We start from the raw sequence: 16,376 nt of genomic DNA on the forward strand, positions 1-16,376 counted from the left end.
GGACGGGCCCCGAGCGGACCCAAATTTGGGAGTATAACGGCCTATGACCATCGCCATCGTGCTGGTGCTGATCCTGCTTCTGTCCATCGCCTTTCATTTCTCCGGGCCCTGGGTATTGCCAGAGCTCGCCTCCAATTGGTCGGATATTGATCTCACCATCGGGATCACCTTAGTGGTGACCGGACTGGTGTTTATCGCGGTGATCCTGTTTACCGCCTATGCGGTATTTCGCTTTCGCTACCGGGCGGATCGCACCGCGGACTATGAGCCTGAAAACAAAAAGCTGGAGTTGTGGTTAACCGGGTTAACCACAGTGGGGATCGTGGCGATGTTGGCGCCGGGCCTGGCGGTCTACTCTGACATCGTGACCGTGCCTGACGACGCTATGGAGATCGAGGTGTTGGCCAAGCAGTGGAGCTGGGCGTTTCGCTATGCTGGCGAAGACGGTGAGCTTGGCCGTTCTGACATCAATCTGATCAACCAAACTAATCCCTTTGGGCTCGATCCCAAGGATCCCGCCGCGCAGGATGATCGCCTGGTCAACGCCAATGAGTTTCGGCTGCCGTTGGATCAACCGGTCAATGTCAATTTGCGCTCGATTGACGTGCTGCACGACTTCTACATTCCCCAGATCCGCAACAAGATGGATGCGGTGCCTGGGATCGTCTCCTCGCTTTGGTTTACACCGACCAAGATCGGCCGGTTTGAGATCCTCTGTGCCGAGTATTGTGGTGTCGGCCATTACAACATGCGGGGTGCATTGTACGTCGCCAACACCGAGGCGTTTACGGATTGGCTAGAGCAGCAGCCGACCTTTGCGGCGTCGCAAGCGGCGTCGAATGACAGCGCGCTCAGTCCAGCGGCACAGCGCGGCGAGATCCTATCGGTTGAGCAGGGCTGTCTGGCCTGCCACGGCTTTGACACCAGTCCACTGGGACCAAGCTGGCTGGGCTTATATGGGCGCACTGAAGAGATGGACGATGGCAGTGAGGTGCTGGTTGATGACGTGTATCTTGCGGTCGCCATTCGCGAGCCGGCAGCTCAGATAGTGGACGGTTATGGCAACGTGATGCCCCCCTATGAGCTGAGTGATGAGCAGATCAGCGAGATCATCGCCTACATCAAAGAAGCGGGGGGGATCAGCCCGGCATTGAGCTCCCAGTGGGATGAGCCTGAGCCGCCTCCTCAGGCTGAGCTTGAGCCAGCCCCAACGCCATCCCCCGGTCCAGCGGCGCCGTTAGATGGGGCGACGTTGGCTTCGGCCAAAGGGTGTCGGGCCTGCCACAGCACGGCGCAGCAAACGATGATAGGTCCCGCTTGGGGCGGACTTGCTGGCAGCACGCGTACCTTGGAGGGTGGTGGATCGGTGATCGCCAATCGTCACTATCTGCGCCGCGCCATCGTCGCCCCGGCTGAACAAGTGGTTGCTGGGTATCCGCCGGTGATGCCGGCTGTGCCATTGACGGATGAGGAGATCGAGGCCTTGGTGCAATATCTGATCGATCTGGGAGAGCAGCCATGAGCAGTCTGGATATCGAAGCAAACCGGAACAACGAGCCCGGCGATCGCAGCGAAACCGAACCGCATCAAGATCATCCGCCGCTGGGCTTCTGGCAAACCTATGTGTTCAGCCAAGATCATAAGACCATCGCGGTACAGTACACGCTAACGGCCATCGCGGTTGGCTTAGTCGCCTTGGTCCTATCGGGCGTGATGCGGTTGCAGTTAGGGTTTCCCGATAGCTTTGATCTGATCGATCCCAGCGAGTACTACCAAGCGGTGACCATGCACGGCATGATCATGGTGGTCTATCTGCTCACCGCGCTGTTTCTCGGTGGGTTCGGCAATTATCTGATCCCCCTGATGGTTGGGGCGCGGGATATGGTATTCCCGTTTCTTAACATGCTCAGCTACTGGTTCTACTTTCTCGCGGTGGTGGTGTTAATGGCGAGTTTCTTCGTCACCGGTGGCCCATCGGGGGCGGGCTGGACACTGTATCCGCCTCAGTCGATTTTGCCAGGGACACCTGGGGTGGATGGCGGCATCGTGCTGATGTTGGTCTCGCTGGCGATCTTCATCGTGGCGGCCACCATGGGTGGCCTGAACTACGTCACCACTGTGCTACAGGCGCGCACGCGCGGCATGACCTTGATGCGGATGCCCTTGTCGATCTGGGGGATCTTCACCGCAACGGTACTTGCATTACTGGCGTTCCCGGCGTTGTTTGTCTCAGCGGTGATGATGCTGTTCGATAAGTTGCTGGGCACCAGTTTCTTTATGCCGGAGATCATCTCTCTGGGTCAAAATCTGGACTACGGCGGGGGCAGTCCGGTGTTGTTCCAGCACCTGTTCTGGTTCTTTGGCCATCCCGAGGTGTATATCGTCGCGTTGCCCGCCTTTGGGATCGTGTCCGATCTCATCAGTATCCACGCCCGCAAAAACATCTTTGGTTATCGTCAGATGGTCTGGGCCATTGTCGGCATTGGCGGCTTGAGCTTTGTGGTGTGGGCGCACCATATGTACGTCTCTGGCATGAATCCCTATTTTGGCTTTTTCTTTGCCGCGTCGACCTTGATCATCGCCGTGCCGACCGCCATCAAGGTGTACAACTGGGTGTTGACGCTGTGGCGGGGCAACATTCGCTTGAACGTACCCATGCTGTTTTCATTGGCGTTTATCCTCACCTTTGTTTTCGGTGGCATGACGGGCTTGTTCTTAGGCAATGTGGTAGTGGATCTGCCGCTGTCCGACACCTACTTTGTGGTGGCGCACTTCCATATGGTGATGGGGGTGGCGCCTATCTTGGTGATCTTCGGCGCGATCTATCACTGGTATCCTAAGATCACCGGCCGGATGCTCAATGACATCATCGGCAAGCTGCACTTCTGGATCACCTTCCTTGGTACCTGGTCGATCTTCTTCACCATGCACTATCTGGGCGTGCTGGGCGTGCCACGGCGCTACTACGCCTACGACAATTACGACTTTATCCCACCGGAAGCGGTGACCCTCAACGCCTTTATCACGGTGTTGGCCTTGATCGTCGGGATCGCCCAACTGCTGTTCCTGTTTAACTTGGGCTGGAGCTATTTCCGTGGCAAGGCCTCAGGGCCGAACCCGTGGCAAGCCACCAGCCTGGAGTGGTCAACCCCCCAGACGCCGCCAGGGCATGGCAACTGGGGCCCGACTCTACCTGTGGTGCACCGCTGGGCGTACGACTACAGCGTGCCGGGGGCAGAGCAGGACTTTGTGATGCAAACCAGCGACTGGCAGGCACCCACGCAGGAGGACTCGGCATGAAGGCGGTACAGACCCTGGCGCAAAAGCCGTGGCAAGCGGGCGTGGTCGATGCGCCGCCCTCGGCATTCAATCGGTTTGATGCAATGCGCACCGGCCTGAAGTTTATGATCGCGGTGATCACCTCCATGTTCATGCTCTTTATGGTGGCAATGGTGATGCGGAGCCAGTTGGGCGACTGGCAACCGCTGACTGAGCAGCCCTGGCAGCCGCTGTTTGAGACCAGCAGGATCTGGCAAAACACTTGGTGGTTGTTGGCCAGCAGCCTGTTGATGCAAGGGGCGTATTGGAGCTGCACGCGCGGCGCGCTGTTAGCCCGAGGCCTGTTGCTGGCGGGCGCATTCACTGCGGTGGCGTTTCTGTTTGGTCAATATCAACTTTGGCAAGATTTTGTCGTGCGCGGGCTGGGCGTTCAAAGCTCAGTGGCGGTGAGTTTTTTCTATCTGCTAACCGGTCTGCACGCGCTGCATCTGTTGGTGGGGTTGTTGTTTTGGCCCCGCAGTGCGCGGGCGCTGTGGCACGGCCAACCTCAGGTGGCGCGTCAGCATCTCTCGCTGCTGTTGATGTACTGGCACTTCCTGATGCTGCTTTGGCTGGTGTTGTTTGCGCTGTTAACCAGCACGCCGGCGACCTATAAGGCGTTGGCGGCGTTGTGCGGTGTCGATGTGACCCCCTAAACGCATGATGGAGTCACCTAAGGAGACTCATTATGAGTGACATGAGTGACATGAGTGACATGAGTGACAAAGGCCCGGACAACGCCGGATGGTCCGGCGTGGTCGAAGATTGGTCGCATGATCGGGAGATCTTTAAGGTGTCCTGGGGCAAGGCGATGATGTGGATCTTCCTGCTCAGCGACACCTTCGTGTTTGGTACCTTCTTGGTGGGCTACATGACGGTGCGGATCTCCGCGGTCGAGGCATGGCCACTAACCTCGGAGGTGTTTGCTTTGACGGTGGCCGGCCATCACATACCGCTGCTGCTGATCGCCATCATGACCTTCATCCTGATCACCTCCAGCGGCACCATGGCGCTGGCGGTCAATTACGGCTACCGGCGTAACCGCAAAGTGGCCGCAAGGTTGATGCTGGTGACCGCCATCTTAGGCGCCAGCTTTGTCGGCATGCAGGCGATCGAGTGGACCAAGTTAATCGAGGAAGGGGTGCGCCCCTGGGCCAACCCGATGGGGGCCTCACAGTTTGGCTCGGCGTTTTTTATGATCACCGGCTTTCACGGCCTACACGTGACGATCGGCGTTTTGATGCTGCTGATCTACGCCCGTAAGGTGGCGCGGGGTGACTATGAAAAGCGGGGGGATTACGGCATCGTCGAGATCGTCGGTCTGTACTGGCACTTTGTCGATCTGGTCTGGGTGTTTATCTTCGCGTTCTTTTACCTTTGGTAAGGAGGGTTGTTATGGCACAGGCACAACAACACCCGCTTGGGATCTACTTTAAGATCTGGACGCTGCTGTTTGTCCTGAGCGCCATGTCCTATATGGTGGATTACATGCAGGTGCAAGGCGCGCTGCGCTGGAGCCTGATCCTGATCTTTATGGTGCTCAAAGCGGGATTGATCCTCGCGGTGTTCATGCACATGATGTGGGAGCGGTTGGCGCTGATCTACGCGATCGTATTGCCGCCACTGGTGATATTGGTGCTGGTGATGATGATGGCCCTGGAAGGGGAATACACCTTTTTAAACCGGTTGGCGCATTTTGTCAGCGGGGCGAGCTGAAGCGACGGCACGCGAATGAAGCTCCCAGCATGGGGGCTTTTTTAGGCTGTGTCTGAGTTAACTGTTGGTCTATTTTTTGTTTTTTATCTCAACCTGCCGTATCGACCTCACCCACTAAGTCGCGTTGGCGACGGCAAGCCATCTTTGTGAAGGCATGGGGGGCGAGCCCCTCTGCACTCCCCTTACCGCTGCGTTTCGCTGTCCCCTCGCTTATGGTGCGCTTCAACAGACACGCTGTAAGTCGCCATTTTTCAACGACAAAAGCGGCCAGCCGCTTTCAAAAAGGGCTCCGTCCAGCTCCCGGTCTGCCTCCACGCACCAACGCTCGGCGCTGCACTAGGCGGCCTAAATGCCGTGTTAACCTCGAACTTCACCGTAGAGCTTCAACAATTACTTAAGACACAGCCCTTTTTTATTATCGGGATGGTGAGGGCAGCACGATGAGTTGTGTTTTGGGGGGAGGCGAGGGTGTCAGTCAGAGCGGCGGCGCTTGACCCACCAGTGTTGAATGCGAACCGTGGTTGGCCAGGCGCCTTCGCTGGTTCCCTGTTCGCTGAGCATCGGGTGTTGCGCCATGATGCTCAGCAGGGCGGCCACTTGCTGAGGCTCGACGTCGATAAGCAGCAGGTGCTGACCGCGCTCGATGTCTTTGTGGAAGCGTCCAAGCGCGTGATGGGGCGACTGCAGGCCGATCAATCCGCCCTCCCAGGTGCAAAACCCCAACACCATCAGCGCCAACATGCCAAACGGCAGCCAACTGCCGATCGCTTCTGGCCAGCCCGCGTAGGCCACGCCGATCAACACCGCGATGGCAAGTAATAGTCCGAGGGCCAAGCCACGCCAGAGATAGTGGGGCAGATCGTACAACCAAAATTCGGACAGGGGCAGTAAGCGGAAGCGGGCAGCCAGACTGGGTTTCTGGCTGAGGACGTGGATCTGAGCCGGAGACAAGCCCGAGCGTTCGAGCTGGCGCTCGATCAGCTCCAGCTCCCAAAGGCTGTTGCTTAAGTAATAGTGCCGTACCATACGAATACCCCGTTCCGGTATTTGCAATGAGTGCACAAGCTCCAACTTCCGGTGTTAACCGACTAACCCACTCAGGAATAAATTCCATTGAGTATAACCCAATCAGGCCAAGTCGTAGGCGGGGCGCTACGCTTTGAGCTGGTTCAGTGAGCTGACAAAATCGGCCAGTTGTTCGGTGCGGTAGCACGCCTGGTGTTCGTCGAGATCGTCGCGATTGACCAGAACGGTGCGCATGCCCATTTGCTGTGCCGTGGTCAGGTTGGACGGCTGATCGTCGAACATCACGGCGTTACGGGACTCAAAACCGAAGTGATCGCAGATGGTTTGATAGGCGTGCGGGTGCGGCTTCATCTTGTAATCGGTCTGCTCAACGCTGAACACGCCATCAAAGCAGTGCGCCAGACCCAGGTGCTCGAGCAGGCGCTCGGCGTACGGCCGGGGCGAATTGGTAAAGACAAAGCGTTGCTTGCCGTTATCCAGCAGCGCTTGAGCCAGGGAAGGGGCCTGCGCGACGTGGGTCAGATCCACATTGTGGGCGTAGAAGGAGAGGGCATCGAGATCGATCTGCGGGTGATGCAACTGCATCCCACGCAGGGTGCCACCGTATTTCAGGTAGTATTTGGTGCACAGCGCATCGGCATCCTGTGGTGACAATTGCAGCGCATCGGAGATGTAATCTCGAAAACGCAGGATGATCTGCTCGATGATCTGGCTTTCAGGGCGATAGAGGGTGTTGTCGAGATCAAACAGGTAGATGTCGCGTTCTAGCAATGGGGTCACAGGTCAAACTCCGGTACGGCGGGCGGAGAAGGATATCAGTGCCCCCGCAGTGGCGCAAACCAGGTGCGACAACCGATGGACTTGGCTCACGCTCTGTCGCGTCTGCCTTGGCGCGCGCTATTGATAACGGCCTGATCCTGTTGATTATCTTTGTTGCGGAACTTTGCTTACGCCAATAAGGACAAAGCAAGGCATGCCAACAAAGGAATGGATGGCCAGATGCATAAGCGTGTTCAGCTGAGATCACTGTTCTTGGCGCTCCTAGGCCATATCGTGCTGCTCTGGGCCATCAGCCAATGGCGCACTGAGATCCCGCTGGCGCGTCCCGATGTTCCAGCGTTAGAGAGTTACCTTTATCTCCCACCGGCCGCGGGAGTAGAGCAGGCGAAAGCGCTACCGCTCACGTCTGACGCGGTTGAGCGGTTGGCGCCCGCGCCCGCTAACAATGAGGCAGATGAGGCGCCGGTTGTCCCCGATGAGCGTGGGGAGCGCATGGCGCGGCCAAGGCCACAGGAACCCCAGCGGATGAATGCGGAGCGCCCGGCAGCGGCTGAGTCGGCGCGGCCGGCTCAATCAACGGCGACCAGTCAACCGGCGCAAACGCAACGCGCGCGCGGTCCGATCCCCTCCCCACAGCAATTGGCACGCGGCTACCTCTCCGCTCAGCCCTTTGTTCGGCCAAAGCGCGGGCCGATCGACCGGGCTCCACTGACGAGCGCCGAGCGCGCCGCCTTGATCGATCCCCATGGCTCCAATCGCGCCATCGAATGGCAGCAGCGGCTCGCCAACGGCAACCGCTTGAGCCAAGTCAAAGGCAACTGTTCTGAAGTGGGCGACGATCCGTTGGACAAGGCGCAAAATGGCTATCAGGTTTGGGTGCCGTCGAGTGGCTGCGCGTTACGTCAGCGCCAGGCCGCTCTGCGCGACTATTGGCCCAAGCGCTGATGTTACGGCCGCGTCATTTTTGTTGCGTCGATAGCGGCGCTATTGTGATGGGACGGACTTGTTGTCTATACTGCCCGGGTCTTGTCGGAGTGCCTAAATGCCTGATTATCAGTGCTGCAGGCTGAGATCGCGAAAGCGGGATCCGTGGAACCTGAACCGGCTAATACCGGCGTAGGAAAACAAGCAACGCCCCCGAACTCAGTGTGAGATCGGACTCCATCCCCACTCGGGGGCGCAGAATTTGTTCGCCAACAGGCTCACGTCCGACAGGCAATTTCCCAATGGATTATCCGGAGATTGTTATGTCGAGCACCGAAACACCGCAGGCCATTGCCCCTGCACGTAAGCATGGCCGCGTAAACCCAAGAGAGGTGCGCGCCGAGGCCCAGCAATACCTGGACAACCTCAAAGGCCACCCCTTTCCCAATTCTGAAAAATTGTACCTGACTGGCTCTCGCGATGATCTTCGCGTCGGCATGCGGGAAATTCACCTGGCGCCCTCCGTGATAGGCGGCGATAAAGACAATCCCATCACCCGGGATAACGAGTCCATTCCCGTGTATGACACCGCCGGCCCCTACAGCGACGCGGCCAGCGAGCTGGATGTGCGCAAGGGCCTGCCGCCCCTGCGCCGTGACTGGGTGCTGGAGCGGGATGATACCGAGGAACTGCCGGGCGTCAGCTCCCACTTTACCCAGCAGCGTCTGGCCGATGGCGGCTTCGATCACCTGCGTTTCGACCACCTGCCCAAGCCCCGCCGGGCCAAGCCGGGTAACAACGTTTCCCAACTGCACTACGCCCGCGCCGGTATTGTTACCCCGGAGATGGAGTACGTCGCCATTCGGGAAAACCTGGGGCGGGATCGGGTGCGCAATGAGATCCTGAAAAAGGCCCATCCGGGGCAAAACTTCGGGGCCAACCTGCCCGAGGCCATCACGCCGGAATTTGTCCGCGACGAGATCGCCCGGGGCCGAGCCATTATTCCGGCCAATATCAACCACCCGGAAGCGGAGCCGATGATCATCGGCCGTAATTTCCTGGTGAAGGTCAACGCCAACATCGGCAACTCCTCCGTCAGCTCCTCCATCGAAGAGGAAGTGGAGAAGCTGGTGTGGTCCTGCCGCTGGGGCGCCGATACCGTGATGGATTTGTCCACCGGCCGGCATATCCACGAGACCCGCGAGTGGATCATCCGTAACTCGCCGGTGCCCATCGGTACCGTGCCCATCTACCAGGCGCTGGAGAAGGTCAACGGCGTCGCCGAAGATCTCACCTGGGAAGTGTTCCGCGACACCCTGATCGAGCAGGCCGAGCAGGGGGTGGATTACTTCACCATCCACGCCGGTGTGCTGCTGCGTTATGTGCCCATGACCGCCAACCGGGTGGTGGGCATGGTGTCCCGTGGTGGCTCCATCATGGCCAAGTGGTGCTTGTTCCACCACAAGGAAAACTTCCTCTATGAGCACTTCGAGGAGATCTGTCAGATCTGCGCCCAGTACGATGTCTCCCTGTCGCTGGGCGATGGCATGCGTCCCGGCGGCATTGTTGACGCCAACGATCGCGCCCAGTTCGCCGAGCTGGAGACCCTGGGTGAGTTGACCAAGGTGGCCTGGCAGTACGATGTGCAAACCATCATCGAAGGCCCGGGCCATGTGCCGATGCACCTGGTGAAGATCAACATGGAGAAGCAGCTTGCCGACTGCATGGAAGCGCCGTTTTATACCCTAGGGCCGCAGATCACCGATGTGGCACCGGGTTACGATCACTTCACTTCCGGCATTGGCGCGGCGATGATCGGCTGGTATGGCTGCGCCATGCTCTGTTATGTGACGCCCAAGGAGCACCTGGGCTTGCCGGACAAGCAAGACGTGAAAGAGGGCCTGATCGCCTATAAGATCGCCGCCCACGCCGCCGACGTGGCCAAGGGCCATCCGGGTGCGCAGATCCGCGATAACGCCCTCTCTCTGGCCCGCTTCGAATTCCGCTGGGACGATCAGTTCAACCTGTCGCTGGATCCGGAAACCGCCAAGGCCTATCACGACGCGACCCTGCCGCAAGAAAGCGCCAAGGTGGCCCACTTCTGCTCCATGTGTGGTCCTAAGTTCTGCTCGATGAAGATCACCCAGGAGGTACGCGATTATGCTGCGGCCAATCCTGAGTGTTTGATCGAGGTGGAGGACGTCACCGACGGCCCTGCCAGCGAGCGGGTGGCCGAAGCCGGCATGGCTGCCAAGGCCAAGGAGTTCCGTGACAGCGGCGCCCAGCTCTACGCCGAGGTGAGCAGCACGGAGGAGGGCGTATGAGCCAAGTAGCAACGGCAAAGCGGCCCATTGTCTGGACCATCGCCGGCTCCGACTCCGGCGGCGGCGCCGGCATTCAGGCTGACTTGCTCACGATCCAGGATCTGGGTGGTCACGGCTGCAGCGTGATCACCGCCTTGACCGCGCAAAGCTCGGTGGCGGTGGATCACGTCGAGCCCGTCTCGGATATCGGCTTTATTGCCCAGCTCGATACCCTGTGGGCCGATCTGAAACCCAGCGCGATCAAGATCGGCCTGCTGACCGGTCCGGCTCAGGCGACATTGCTGGCGGACTGGTTTGCCGCCGGCGCTGCACAAGGGCAAGGCGCGCTGCCGCCCATCGTGCTGGATCCCGTGCTCGTGGCCAGCTCCGGCGCCATGTTAAATACGGTGGAGGCGTCGGATCAATTTGACGCCCTGCTGCCTTATGTCGATCTGATCACCCCCAACGGCGATGAGCTGGCGGCACTGACCGGTGTGGTGATCGACTCGCCCGGGGCGGTGGTCCAGGCCTGTGAGCAGTTGTTAGCACGGGGTGCCCGCGCGGTGCTGGCCAAGGGCGGCCACCTGTTTGTCCAAGGCGAGCATCGCCACGGCGACAAGGACGCACCACGTTGTGTCGATCTGCTCTACAGCGCCGAGCGCAAGGCGCTGTTTGACGGCCCCCGCATTGCGACCCACAACACCCATGGTAGCGGTTGTACCCTGTCGTCGGCTTTGGCCACGGTGCTGGCTCAGGACTATGTGCTCGAAGATGCGCTGTGCGTGGTGCGGGCTTACCTGCATAACGGTCTGGTCGCGTCGCAGCAATACGGTGATGGGCCGGGCCCACTGGCCCGTACCGGCTGGCCGACGCAATTGGAAAGCTTTCCCCGCATTCCCTTGCCGGGCAGCGCTTTACGCCGGGCCTATGGGTTAGACGCTCCATTGCTGACCGATCGTGATGCCTACATACCTTCGGGGGGAACAGAGCAGAGCAACACCGCAATCCCATTCGCCGACTGCGATGTGGCGGCGTTGGGCGTTTATCCTGTTGTCGACAGTGTCGATTGGGTCGAGCAGCTGTTAACGCTGGGAGTGAAAACCCTGCAGCTGCGGATCAAGGACAAGTCGGCGGATGAGGTGGAGCAAGACATTGCCCGCGCCATCGCATTGGGTCATGCCTTCGAGGCGCGCCTCTTTATTAACGATTATTGGCAGTTGGCCATCAAGCACGGTGCCTACGGCGTGCATCTCGGGCAGGAGGACATGGCCGTGGCTGATCTGGCCGCCATCCAGCGCGCGGGCCTCAAGCTCGGTCTCTCCACACATGGCTATTATGAGATCCTGCGTGCCCACGCCCTGCAGCCCAGTTATATCGCCATGGGCCACATCTTCCCGACGCCGACTAAGGCCATGCCCTCGGCGCCCCAAGGCTTGGAACGACTCAGCAAGTATGTCGCCCTGGTCCAGCCCCACCGGCCGGCGGTGGCGATCGGCGGGATAGACATTCCCCGAGCGTTCGAGGTGGCCAAGAGTGGCGTCGGCAGCATCGCCGTGGTGCGGGCCGTGACCCAAGCGGACGATATCGGCGCCGCGCTGACGGCACTGCAGCAGGCCTTTGACTCGGCGCCAACCCTGCCGACCCAGACGCTGAGTCCGGAGTGTACGGCCCATGCTTAACGATGAAGCGTACCTGCGTTTCGGTCGCCAGCTCCTGCTGCCTGAATGGGGTGAGGCAGGACAGCAGCGTCTCGCCGACAAACGAGTGTTGGTGATCGGCCTGGGTGGATTGGGTTGCCCCGCGCTGCAGTATCTCGCCGGTGCTGGTATTGGCGCTGGCGAGCGTGGCGCGCTGGTGCTGATGGATGGCGATCGGATCTCCCTGTCCAATCTGCCCCGGCAGACGCTCTACCGCGCCGATCAGATCGGCCAGAGTAAGGCCCAGGCGGCCAAAGCCTGGGCCAAGCAGCACAATCCCGGGATCCGGGTGGAAGCGCTGGCCCAGATGGCCAGTGCCGAGGGGTTACCAAAGCGTCTAGCGGGGATCGATCTGGTACTCGACTGCACCGACAACCTCGCCAGTCGTCATGCCATCAATCGCGCCTGTGTTCGAGCGGGCGTGCCGCTGATCAGCGGCGCCGCCATCGGCTGGCAGGGCCAGCTGATGGTGATCGAGCCCGGCGCAGTCGACGCCCCCTGCTTTGCCTGCTTCAGCGATCCCGCCGATTCGGCCGACGCCGCATCCTGCCGCGAGGCGGGCGTGGTTGGGCCCGTGGTCGGCGCGGTCGGCACCCTGCAGGCCCTGATGGCACTGCGACTGTTGCTGGGGCTGCCGCCGGAGCACAAGCTGCACCGTTTCGACGGACTGACTGTTCACTGGCAGGCTTTCAAGCTAGCCAAAGCCGACGACTGCCCCTTGTGTGGCAGCGCTGCAGAGGAAAGAGTATGAATATCACCTTAAATCAGGAACGCAAAACCGTGGCGGCAGTCACCGTCGGCCAACTGCTGGTCGAGATGGGCCAGGACAAGCCCGGCGTGGCTGTGGCGCGCAATGGTGCCGTGGTACGCCGCACGGCCTGGGCCGACACGGCCATCGCCGAGGGCGACACCCTCGATATCTTTTCCGTGATCGCAGGAGGGTAGGGACGACGTATGTTAACCATCGCCGACAAAACCTTTGATTCCCGCCTGTTAACCGGCACCGGCAAGTTTGCCAGTAATGCCTTGATGCAGGAAACTATCGCCGCCTCCGGCTCCCGCTTGGTGACCCTGGCGCTGAAGCGGGTTGATCTCTCCGGTGCCCAGGGGGATATCTTCACGCCCCTCAACGCACTGGGGGTGGATCTGCTGCCCAATACTTCGGGGGCCAAGACCGCCGAGGAGGCGATCTACGCTGCCAACCTGGCCCGTGAAGCACTGGGGACCAACTGGCTAAAACTGGAGATCCACCCGGATCCGCGCTATCTGCTGCCGGATCCTATTGAAACCCTCAAGGCGGCCGAGGCCCTGTGCGCCGACGGCTTTGTGGTGTTGCCCTATTGCCATGCCGATCCCGTGTTATGTAAGCGGCTGGAGGAGGTGGGCTGTGCCGCAGTGATGCCGCTGGGCGCGCCGATCGGCTCCAATCAGGGACTCAAGACCGAAGCGTTCCTTAAGATCATCATCGAGCAGGCCAGCGTACCCGTGGTGGTGGATGCGGGCATTGGCGCGCCATCCCACGCCGCCTGGGCGATGGAGCTGGGGGCCGATGCCGTACTGGTGAATACCGCCATGGCCGTGGCGGGCGATCCCATCGCCATGGGCCGGGCCTTTAAACAGGCAGTCGCAGCGGGGCGCACCGCCTACGAGTCGGGCCTAGGTCAGGTGCTCACTCAGGCCGAGGCCTCCAGTCCCTTAACAGGCTTTTTGGGATGAACGAGAGATGAGTTTTTACGAGCTTTGGCAGCAACAGGATTGGGACGATCTGGCGCTGCGCATCAATAGTAAGACGGCCGCCGATGTTCAGCGCGCGCTGTCAAAGTCCAAGCGGGATTGGCAGGACTTCCTAGCGCTGATCTCCCCGGCCGCCGACGGTTTCTTGGAGTCGATGGCGTCGGCGTCTCAGCGGCTGACCCGGCAGCGGTTTGGCAACAATATCGGCCTCTATGTGCCGCTGTACCTGTCCAACCTCTGTGCCAATGAGTGCGACTATTGCGGCTTTACCATGAGTAACCGCATCAAGCGCCACACCCTGGATGAGAATGAGCTGCAAGCCGAATTGTCGGCCATCAAAGCCATGGGGTTCGACAACATCCTGTTGGTCACCGGCGAGCATGAGCGCAAGGTCGGCATGGCATATTTCCGCCGTATGTTGCCCAGGGTTAAAGCCCAGTTCACCTACCTGCAGATGGAGGTGCAGCCGCTGGAGACCGCGCAATATGCCGAGCTCAAAGCCTTGGGTCTCGACGCGGTCATGGTGTATCAGGAAACCTACCACCCGCGCACCTATGCCAAGCACCACTTGCGTGGCAATAAAACCGATTTTCGCTATCGGCTGGAAACCCCGGATCGGCTGGGTCAGGCAGGCGTCGATAAGATCGGCATTGGCGCCCTGTTGGGGCTCGCCAACTGGCGGGTTGAAGCGGCTATGGTGGCGCTCCATCTCGACTATCTGCAGCGCACCTATTGGCGCAGCCGTTATTCCGTCTCTTTTCCGCGCATTCGTCCCTGTGCCAGCGAGGGGCAGGGTGCGATGCCGGGGGAGCGGGATCCGGTTTCGCCGGTGGGCGAGCGACAACTGTTGCAGTTGATCGCCGCACTGCGGTTGTTTGGCCCGGAGATCGATCTCTCCCTGTCGACCCGAGAATCCGAACACTTTCGAGACAACGTGTTCCCGCTTGGGATCACCACAGTCTCGGCTGCATCCAGCACCCGACCCGGCGGTTACGCCGAGCCCTCGGACGATCTGGAGCAGTTCTCCATCGACGATGACCGATCACCCCAATCCGTGGCCGGTGCCATCGCGGCCAGCGGACTGCAACCGGTGTGGAAGGACTGGGATCGGGCCTATTCGGGTTAAGACGGGATGAAAGTAGGCACATTGGTGGTGTTCGCCACCAAACGATCGGCCGGACTGAGGGTTCCCGCATGGCGTTGACCCGCCACATGGGTATAGATCTCCGTCGTGCGCAGATCACTGTGGCCCAACAGCGTTTGCACTGTACGAATGTCAGTACCATTTTGTAATAAATGGGTAGCAAAGGAGTGGCGAAAGGTATGGGCGGTGACGCGTTTCCGCGTGCCCGCTGCGATAACCGCTTGGCGAAGCCGCTTGGCATAGGCACTGCGATGTTTATGGTGGCGGCAACGATAGTCGTCATAGGGGTGAACACAGATCGTTGATGAGGGAAACAGGTATTGCCACGCAGGGCTGTTCAGGCTGTGCTGATATTTTCGATACAAGGCCGGTGGTACCGAACTTCGGCCTTCTCCTTTTGCTAAATCGGCCCTGTGCTGAGCTTCCACGTGCTCGATCTGAGATTGAATAGCTGCAATGGCACACTCAGGCAGAAGGGAGTAGCGATCCTTCTGATGTTTGCTGCGAAAAATAAAAAGAGAGCGACTCTCAATATCAATATCCTTGAGCCGAAGTCTGAGTGCTTCGCGGATCCGAAGACCACTTCCGTAAAGCAATGCAGTAATGAGCCAATATTCGCCGCTCAGGTGCGCCATTATTTGATTGACCTCGTGTGCTGACAGGACAGTAGGAAGATTCTTTGGCCGCTTTGCAAGGCCAAACTGCAATCCCTCAATGGGCTTGTCAATGACATGACGGTACATAAAGATCAGTGCGCACAACGCCTGATTCTGAGTCGAAGCGCTGACCTGTCGCACATTGGCAAGATAGTTCAAAAAGCCCTCTATCTCTGGGTTGCTTAGCTCAGAGGGATGGCGTAAGTTATTGAAGCGTATGAATTGTCTAACCCAGAAAAGGTAAGTTTTCTCTGTCTGTAATGCGTAGTGTCGTACCCGCAACGCTTCCCGAACTTGGCGGATAAAAGGACTGGCACTCATTTGTAACCTCGATCGTTAGCCATAACTGTATATAAATACAGTTATAGGTGAGAACCTGCGAAGATCAAGTGGCTAGGTGGAGACCGTGAGAGTGTTAATGCGCCGTGCCAACCGGAATTTGAATAATGTAACCCATATATATCAATTTCTTATGGGTTGGTGTTCGCTAACACTAATGGCGCGCTTTTAACGCTGTTCTCGCTTTCGCCAAGGTTCATAAGCGCCGATGGTGACATTTTGGTAAGCATTGTAGGCACTTAGCTACATTGTCTGGGTTTTAGAGCAGCGGGATAAATGGAAATTCCGCATAATATACTGTTATATTACTCGGACAGGTTCGGAGGGGGCAATGAAAGTTAAATATAGAATGTTCATTTTCTACGAGGCTCTACTAATGATCGTTCTTTTTGCTCTTTCACTGATTAAGTACCTGAAAGAAGGGCATGTTGAGGTCAGGGGGTTGTATACGCTTTTTTTGTTTTTCAGGTTGTTGCATTAATAGTCACTTTTCTATCTCATAGAAAGCTCAAACGTATAGATGAGTTGGAAGGGTGACTCGTTCATATAACAAGCCCAATCAGAAATGCGCACTGCGTGCGCGGGATCTCGCTACGCTCGTCCCCTGTTGGGAGCGTTGTACTTGCCGGGCAAGCCCGGGGAAGCTTTAAACACAAAGAATTCAGTTAGATAAATAACTTAATCTGGATGTTTATCCAGTATGATCTACAGTCTAGTTCATGACTGGATTAACACTAAA

15 protein-coding genes and 1 riboswitch are annotated in these 16,376 nt (G+C 58.7%); of the genes, 12 read left to right on the forward strand and 3 right to left on the reverse strand.

The window, feature by feature from the left end:
* Positions 1-43: 43 nt before the first annotated feature.
* From ABEA08_RS18605 to ABEA08_RS18625, 5 genes are read left to right on the forward strand one after another with little or no spacing between them, the layout of a single operon-like run.
* Positions 44-1,522: a c-type cytochrome gene (locus ABEA08_RS18605; protein WP_345336904.1), complete on the forward strand. Its 1,479-nt coding sequence runs from the start codon at positions 44-46 to the stop codon at positions 1,520-1,522.
* Positions 1,519-3,300 carry a cytochrome c oxidase subunit I gene (locus ABEA08_RS18610; RefSeq protein WP_345336905.1) on the forward strand — a complete coding sequence of 594 codons (1,782 nt, stop codon included), beginning with the start codon at positions 1,519-1,521 and terminating at the stop codon, positions 3,298-3,300. Before ABEA08_RS18605 ends, ABEA08_RS18610 begins: the two co-directional genes overlap by 4 nt.
* Positions 3,297-3,974 carry a cytochrome c oxidase subunit 3 gene (locus tag ABEA08_RS18615; RefSeq protein WP_345336906.1) on the forward strand — a complete coding sequence of 226 codons (678 nt, stop codon included), beginning with the start codon at positions 3,297-3,299 and terminating at the stop codon, positions 3,972-3,974. The genes ABEA08_RS18610 and ABEA08_RS18615 overlap by 4 nt, the downstream gene beginning before the upstream one ends.
* 32 nt (positions 3,975-4,006) lie before the next feature.
* Positions 4,007-4,702 (forward strand): heme-copper oxidase subunit III family protein, encoded by a 696-nt coding sequence (locus tag ABEA08_RS18620; RefSeq protein WP_345336907.1) that lies wholly within the window; start codon positions 4,007-4,009, stop codon positions 4,700-4,702.
* An 11-nt stretch (positions 4,703-4,713) separates the two neighbouring features.
* Positions 4,714-5,034, forward strand: coding sequence for a cytochrome C oxidase subunit IV family protein (locus ABEA08_RS18625; RefSeq protein WP_345336908.1), 321 nt, complete (start codon positions 4,714-4,716; stop codon positions 5,032-5,034).
* Positions 5,035-5,505: 471 nt separating this feature from the next.
* Here ABEA08_RS18625 and ABEA08_RS18630 read toward each other — a convergent pair whose 3' ends face one another.
* Together ABEA08_RS18630 and ABEA08_RS18635 are read right to left on the reverse strand one after the other, a co-directional pair.
* Positions 5,506-6,060, reverse strand: coding sequence for a hypothetical protein (locus ABEA08_RS18630; RefSeq protein WP_345336909.1), 555 nt, complete (start codon positions 6,058-6,060; stop codon positions 5,506-5,508).
* A 126-nt stretch (positions 6,061-6,186) separates the two neighbouring features.
* Positions 6,187-6,840, reverse strand: a complete 654-nt coding sequence (locus ABEA08_RS18635) for a pyrimidine 5'-nucleotidase (RefSeq protein WP_345336910.1) — start codon at positions 6,838-6,840, stop codon at positions 6,187-6,189.
* A gap of 219 nt (positions 6,841-7,059) precedes the next feature.
* Here ABEA08_RS18635 and ABEA08_RS18640 point away from each other — a divergent pair, with 219 nt between their 5' ends.
* From ABEA08_RS18640 to thiH, 7 genes are all read left to right on the forward strand, one after another.
* Entirely contained in the window at positions 7,060-7,785 is a 726-nt protein-coding gene (locus ABEA08_RS18640; protein WP_345336911.1) for a prolipoprotein diacylglyceryl transferase, read from the forward strand.
* 75 nt (positions 7,786-7,860) lie between these two features.
* A riboswitch (TPP riboswitch) is annotated at positions 7,861-7,981 on the forward strand.
* Between the two features lie 106 nt (positions 7,982-8,087).
* A complete protein-coding gene (gene thiC, locus ABEA08_RS18645) occupies positions 8,088-10,088 on the forward strand; it encodes a phosphomethylpyrimidine synthase ThiC (RefSeq protein WP_345336912.1) in 2,001 nt (666 codons plus the stop codon).
* Positions 10,085-11,746, forward strand: a complete 1,662-nt coding sequence (gene thiE, locus ABEA08_RS18650; protein ID WP_345336913.1) for a thiamine phosphate synthase — start codon at positions 10,085-10,087, stop codon at positions 11,744-11,746. Before thiC ends, thiE begins: the two co-directional genes overlap by 4 nt.
* Positions 11,739-12,515: a HesA/MoeB/ThiF family protein gene (locus ABEA08_RS18655; RefSeq protein ID WP_345336914.1), complete on the forward strand. Its 777-nt coding sequence runs from the start codon at positions 11,739-11,741 to the stop codon at positions 12,513-12,515. Before thiE ends, ABEA08_RS18655 begins: the two co-directional genes overlap by 8 nt.
* Positions 12,512-12,709, forward strand: coding sequence for a sulfur carrier protein ThiS (thiS, locus tag ABEA08_RS18660; protein ID WP_345336915.1), 198 nt, complete (start codon positions 12,512-12,514; stop codon positions 12,707-12,709). Before ABEA08_RS18655 ends, thiS begins: the two co-directional genes overlap by 4 nt.
* A 9-nt stretch (positions 12,710-12,718) precedes the next feature.
* Positions 12,719-13,480, forward strand: a complete 762-nt coding sequence (locus tag ABEA08_RS18665) for a thiazole synthase (RefSeq protein ID WP_345336916.1) — start codon at positions 12,719-12,721, stop codon at positions 13,478-13,480.
* Between the two features lie 7 nt (positions 13,481-13,487).
* The gene (gene thiH / locus ABEA08_RS18670) at positions 13,488-14,624 is read left to right on the forward strand and encodes a 2-iminoacetate synthase ThiH (protein ID WP_345336917.1); all 1,137 of its coding nucleotides are present in this window, start codon (positions 13,488-13,490) and stop codon (positions 14,622-14,624) included.
* Here thiH and ABEA08_RS18675 read toward each other — a convergent pair.
* A complete protein-coding gene (locus ABEA08_RS18675) occupies positions 14,621-15,619 on the reverse strand; it encodes an integron integrase (protein ID WP_345336918.1) in 999 nt (332 codons plus the stop codon). The genes thiH and ABEA08_RS18675 overlap by 4 nt on opposite strands.
* Positions 15,620-16,376 lie beyond the last annotated feature (757 nt).

The organism is Ferrimonas pelagia (assembly GCF_039543565.1).
In the GTDB taxonomy this organism is placed as follows: domain Bacteria; phylum Pseudomonadota; class Gammaproteobacteria; order Enterobacterales; family Shewanellaceae; genus Ferrimonas; species Ferrimonas pelagia.

Coding starts and splice junctions, on each gene's coding strand:
- ABEA08_RS18630 (WP_345336909.1), bottom strand. CDS start 6,060: ATGGTACGGCACTATTACTTAAGCAACAGCCTTTGGGAGCTGGAGCTG.
- ABEA08_RS18675 (WP_345336918.1), bottom strand. CDS start 15,619: ATGAGTGCCAGTCCTTTTATCCGCCAAGTTCGGGAAGCGTTGCGGGTA.
- ABEA08_RS18655 (WP_345336914.1), top strand. CDS start 11,739: ATGCTTAACGATGAAGCGTACCTGCGTTTCGGTCGCCAGCTCCTGCTG.
- ABEA08_RS18605 (WP_345336904.1), top strand. CDS start 44: ATGACCATCGCCATCGTGCTGGTGCTGATCCTGCTTCTGTCCATCGCC.
- ABEA08_RS18625 (WP_345336908.1), top strand. CDS start 4,714: ATGGCACAGGCACAACAACACCCGCTTGGGATCTACTTTAAGATCTGG.
- ABEA08_RS18615 (WP_345336906.1), top strand. CDS start 3,297: ATGAAGGCGGTACAGACCCTGGCGCAAAAGCCGTGGCAAGCGGGCGTG.
- thiH (WP_345336917.1), top strand. CDS start 13,488: ATGAGTTTTTACGAGCTTTGGCAGCAACAGGATTGGGACGATCTGGCG.
- thiC (WP_345336912.1), top strand. CDS start 8,088: ATGTCGAGCACCGAAACACCGCAGGCCATTGCCCCTGCACGTAAGCAT.
- ABEA08_RS18610 (WP_345336905.1), top strand. CDS start 1,519: ATGAGCAGTCTGGATATCGAAGCAAACCGGAACAACGAGCCCGGCGAT.
- thiE (WP_345336913.1), top strand. CDS start 10,085: ATGAGCCAAGTAGCAACGGCAAAGCGGCCCATTGTCTGGACCATCGCC.
- ABEA08_RS18665 (WP_345336916.1), top strand. CDS start 12,719: ATGTTAACCATCGCCGACAAAACCTTTGATTCCCGCCTGTTAACCGGC.
- ABEA08_RS18640 (WP_345336911.1), top strand. CDS start 7,060: ATGCATAAGCGTGTTCAGCTGAGATCACTGTTCTTGGCGCTCCTAGGC.
- ABEA08_RS18620 (WP_345336907.1), top strand. CDS start 4,007: ATGAGTGACATGAGTGACATGAGTGACATGAGTGACAAAGGCCCGGAC.
- thiS (WP_345336915.1), top strand. CDS start 12,512: ATGAATATCACCTTAAATCAGGAACGCAAAACCGTGGCGGCAGTCACC.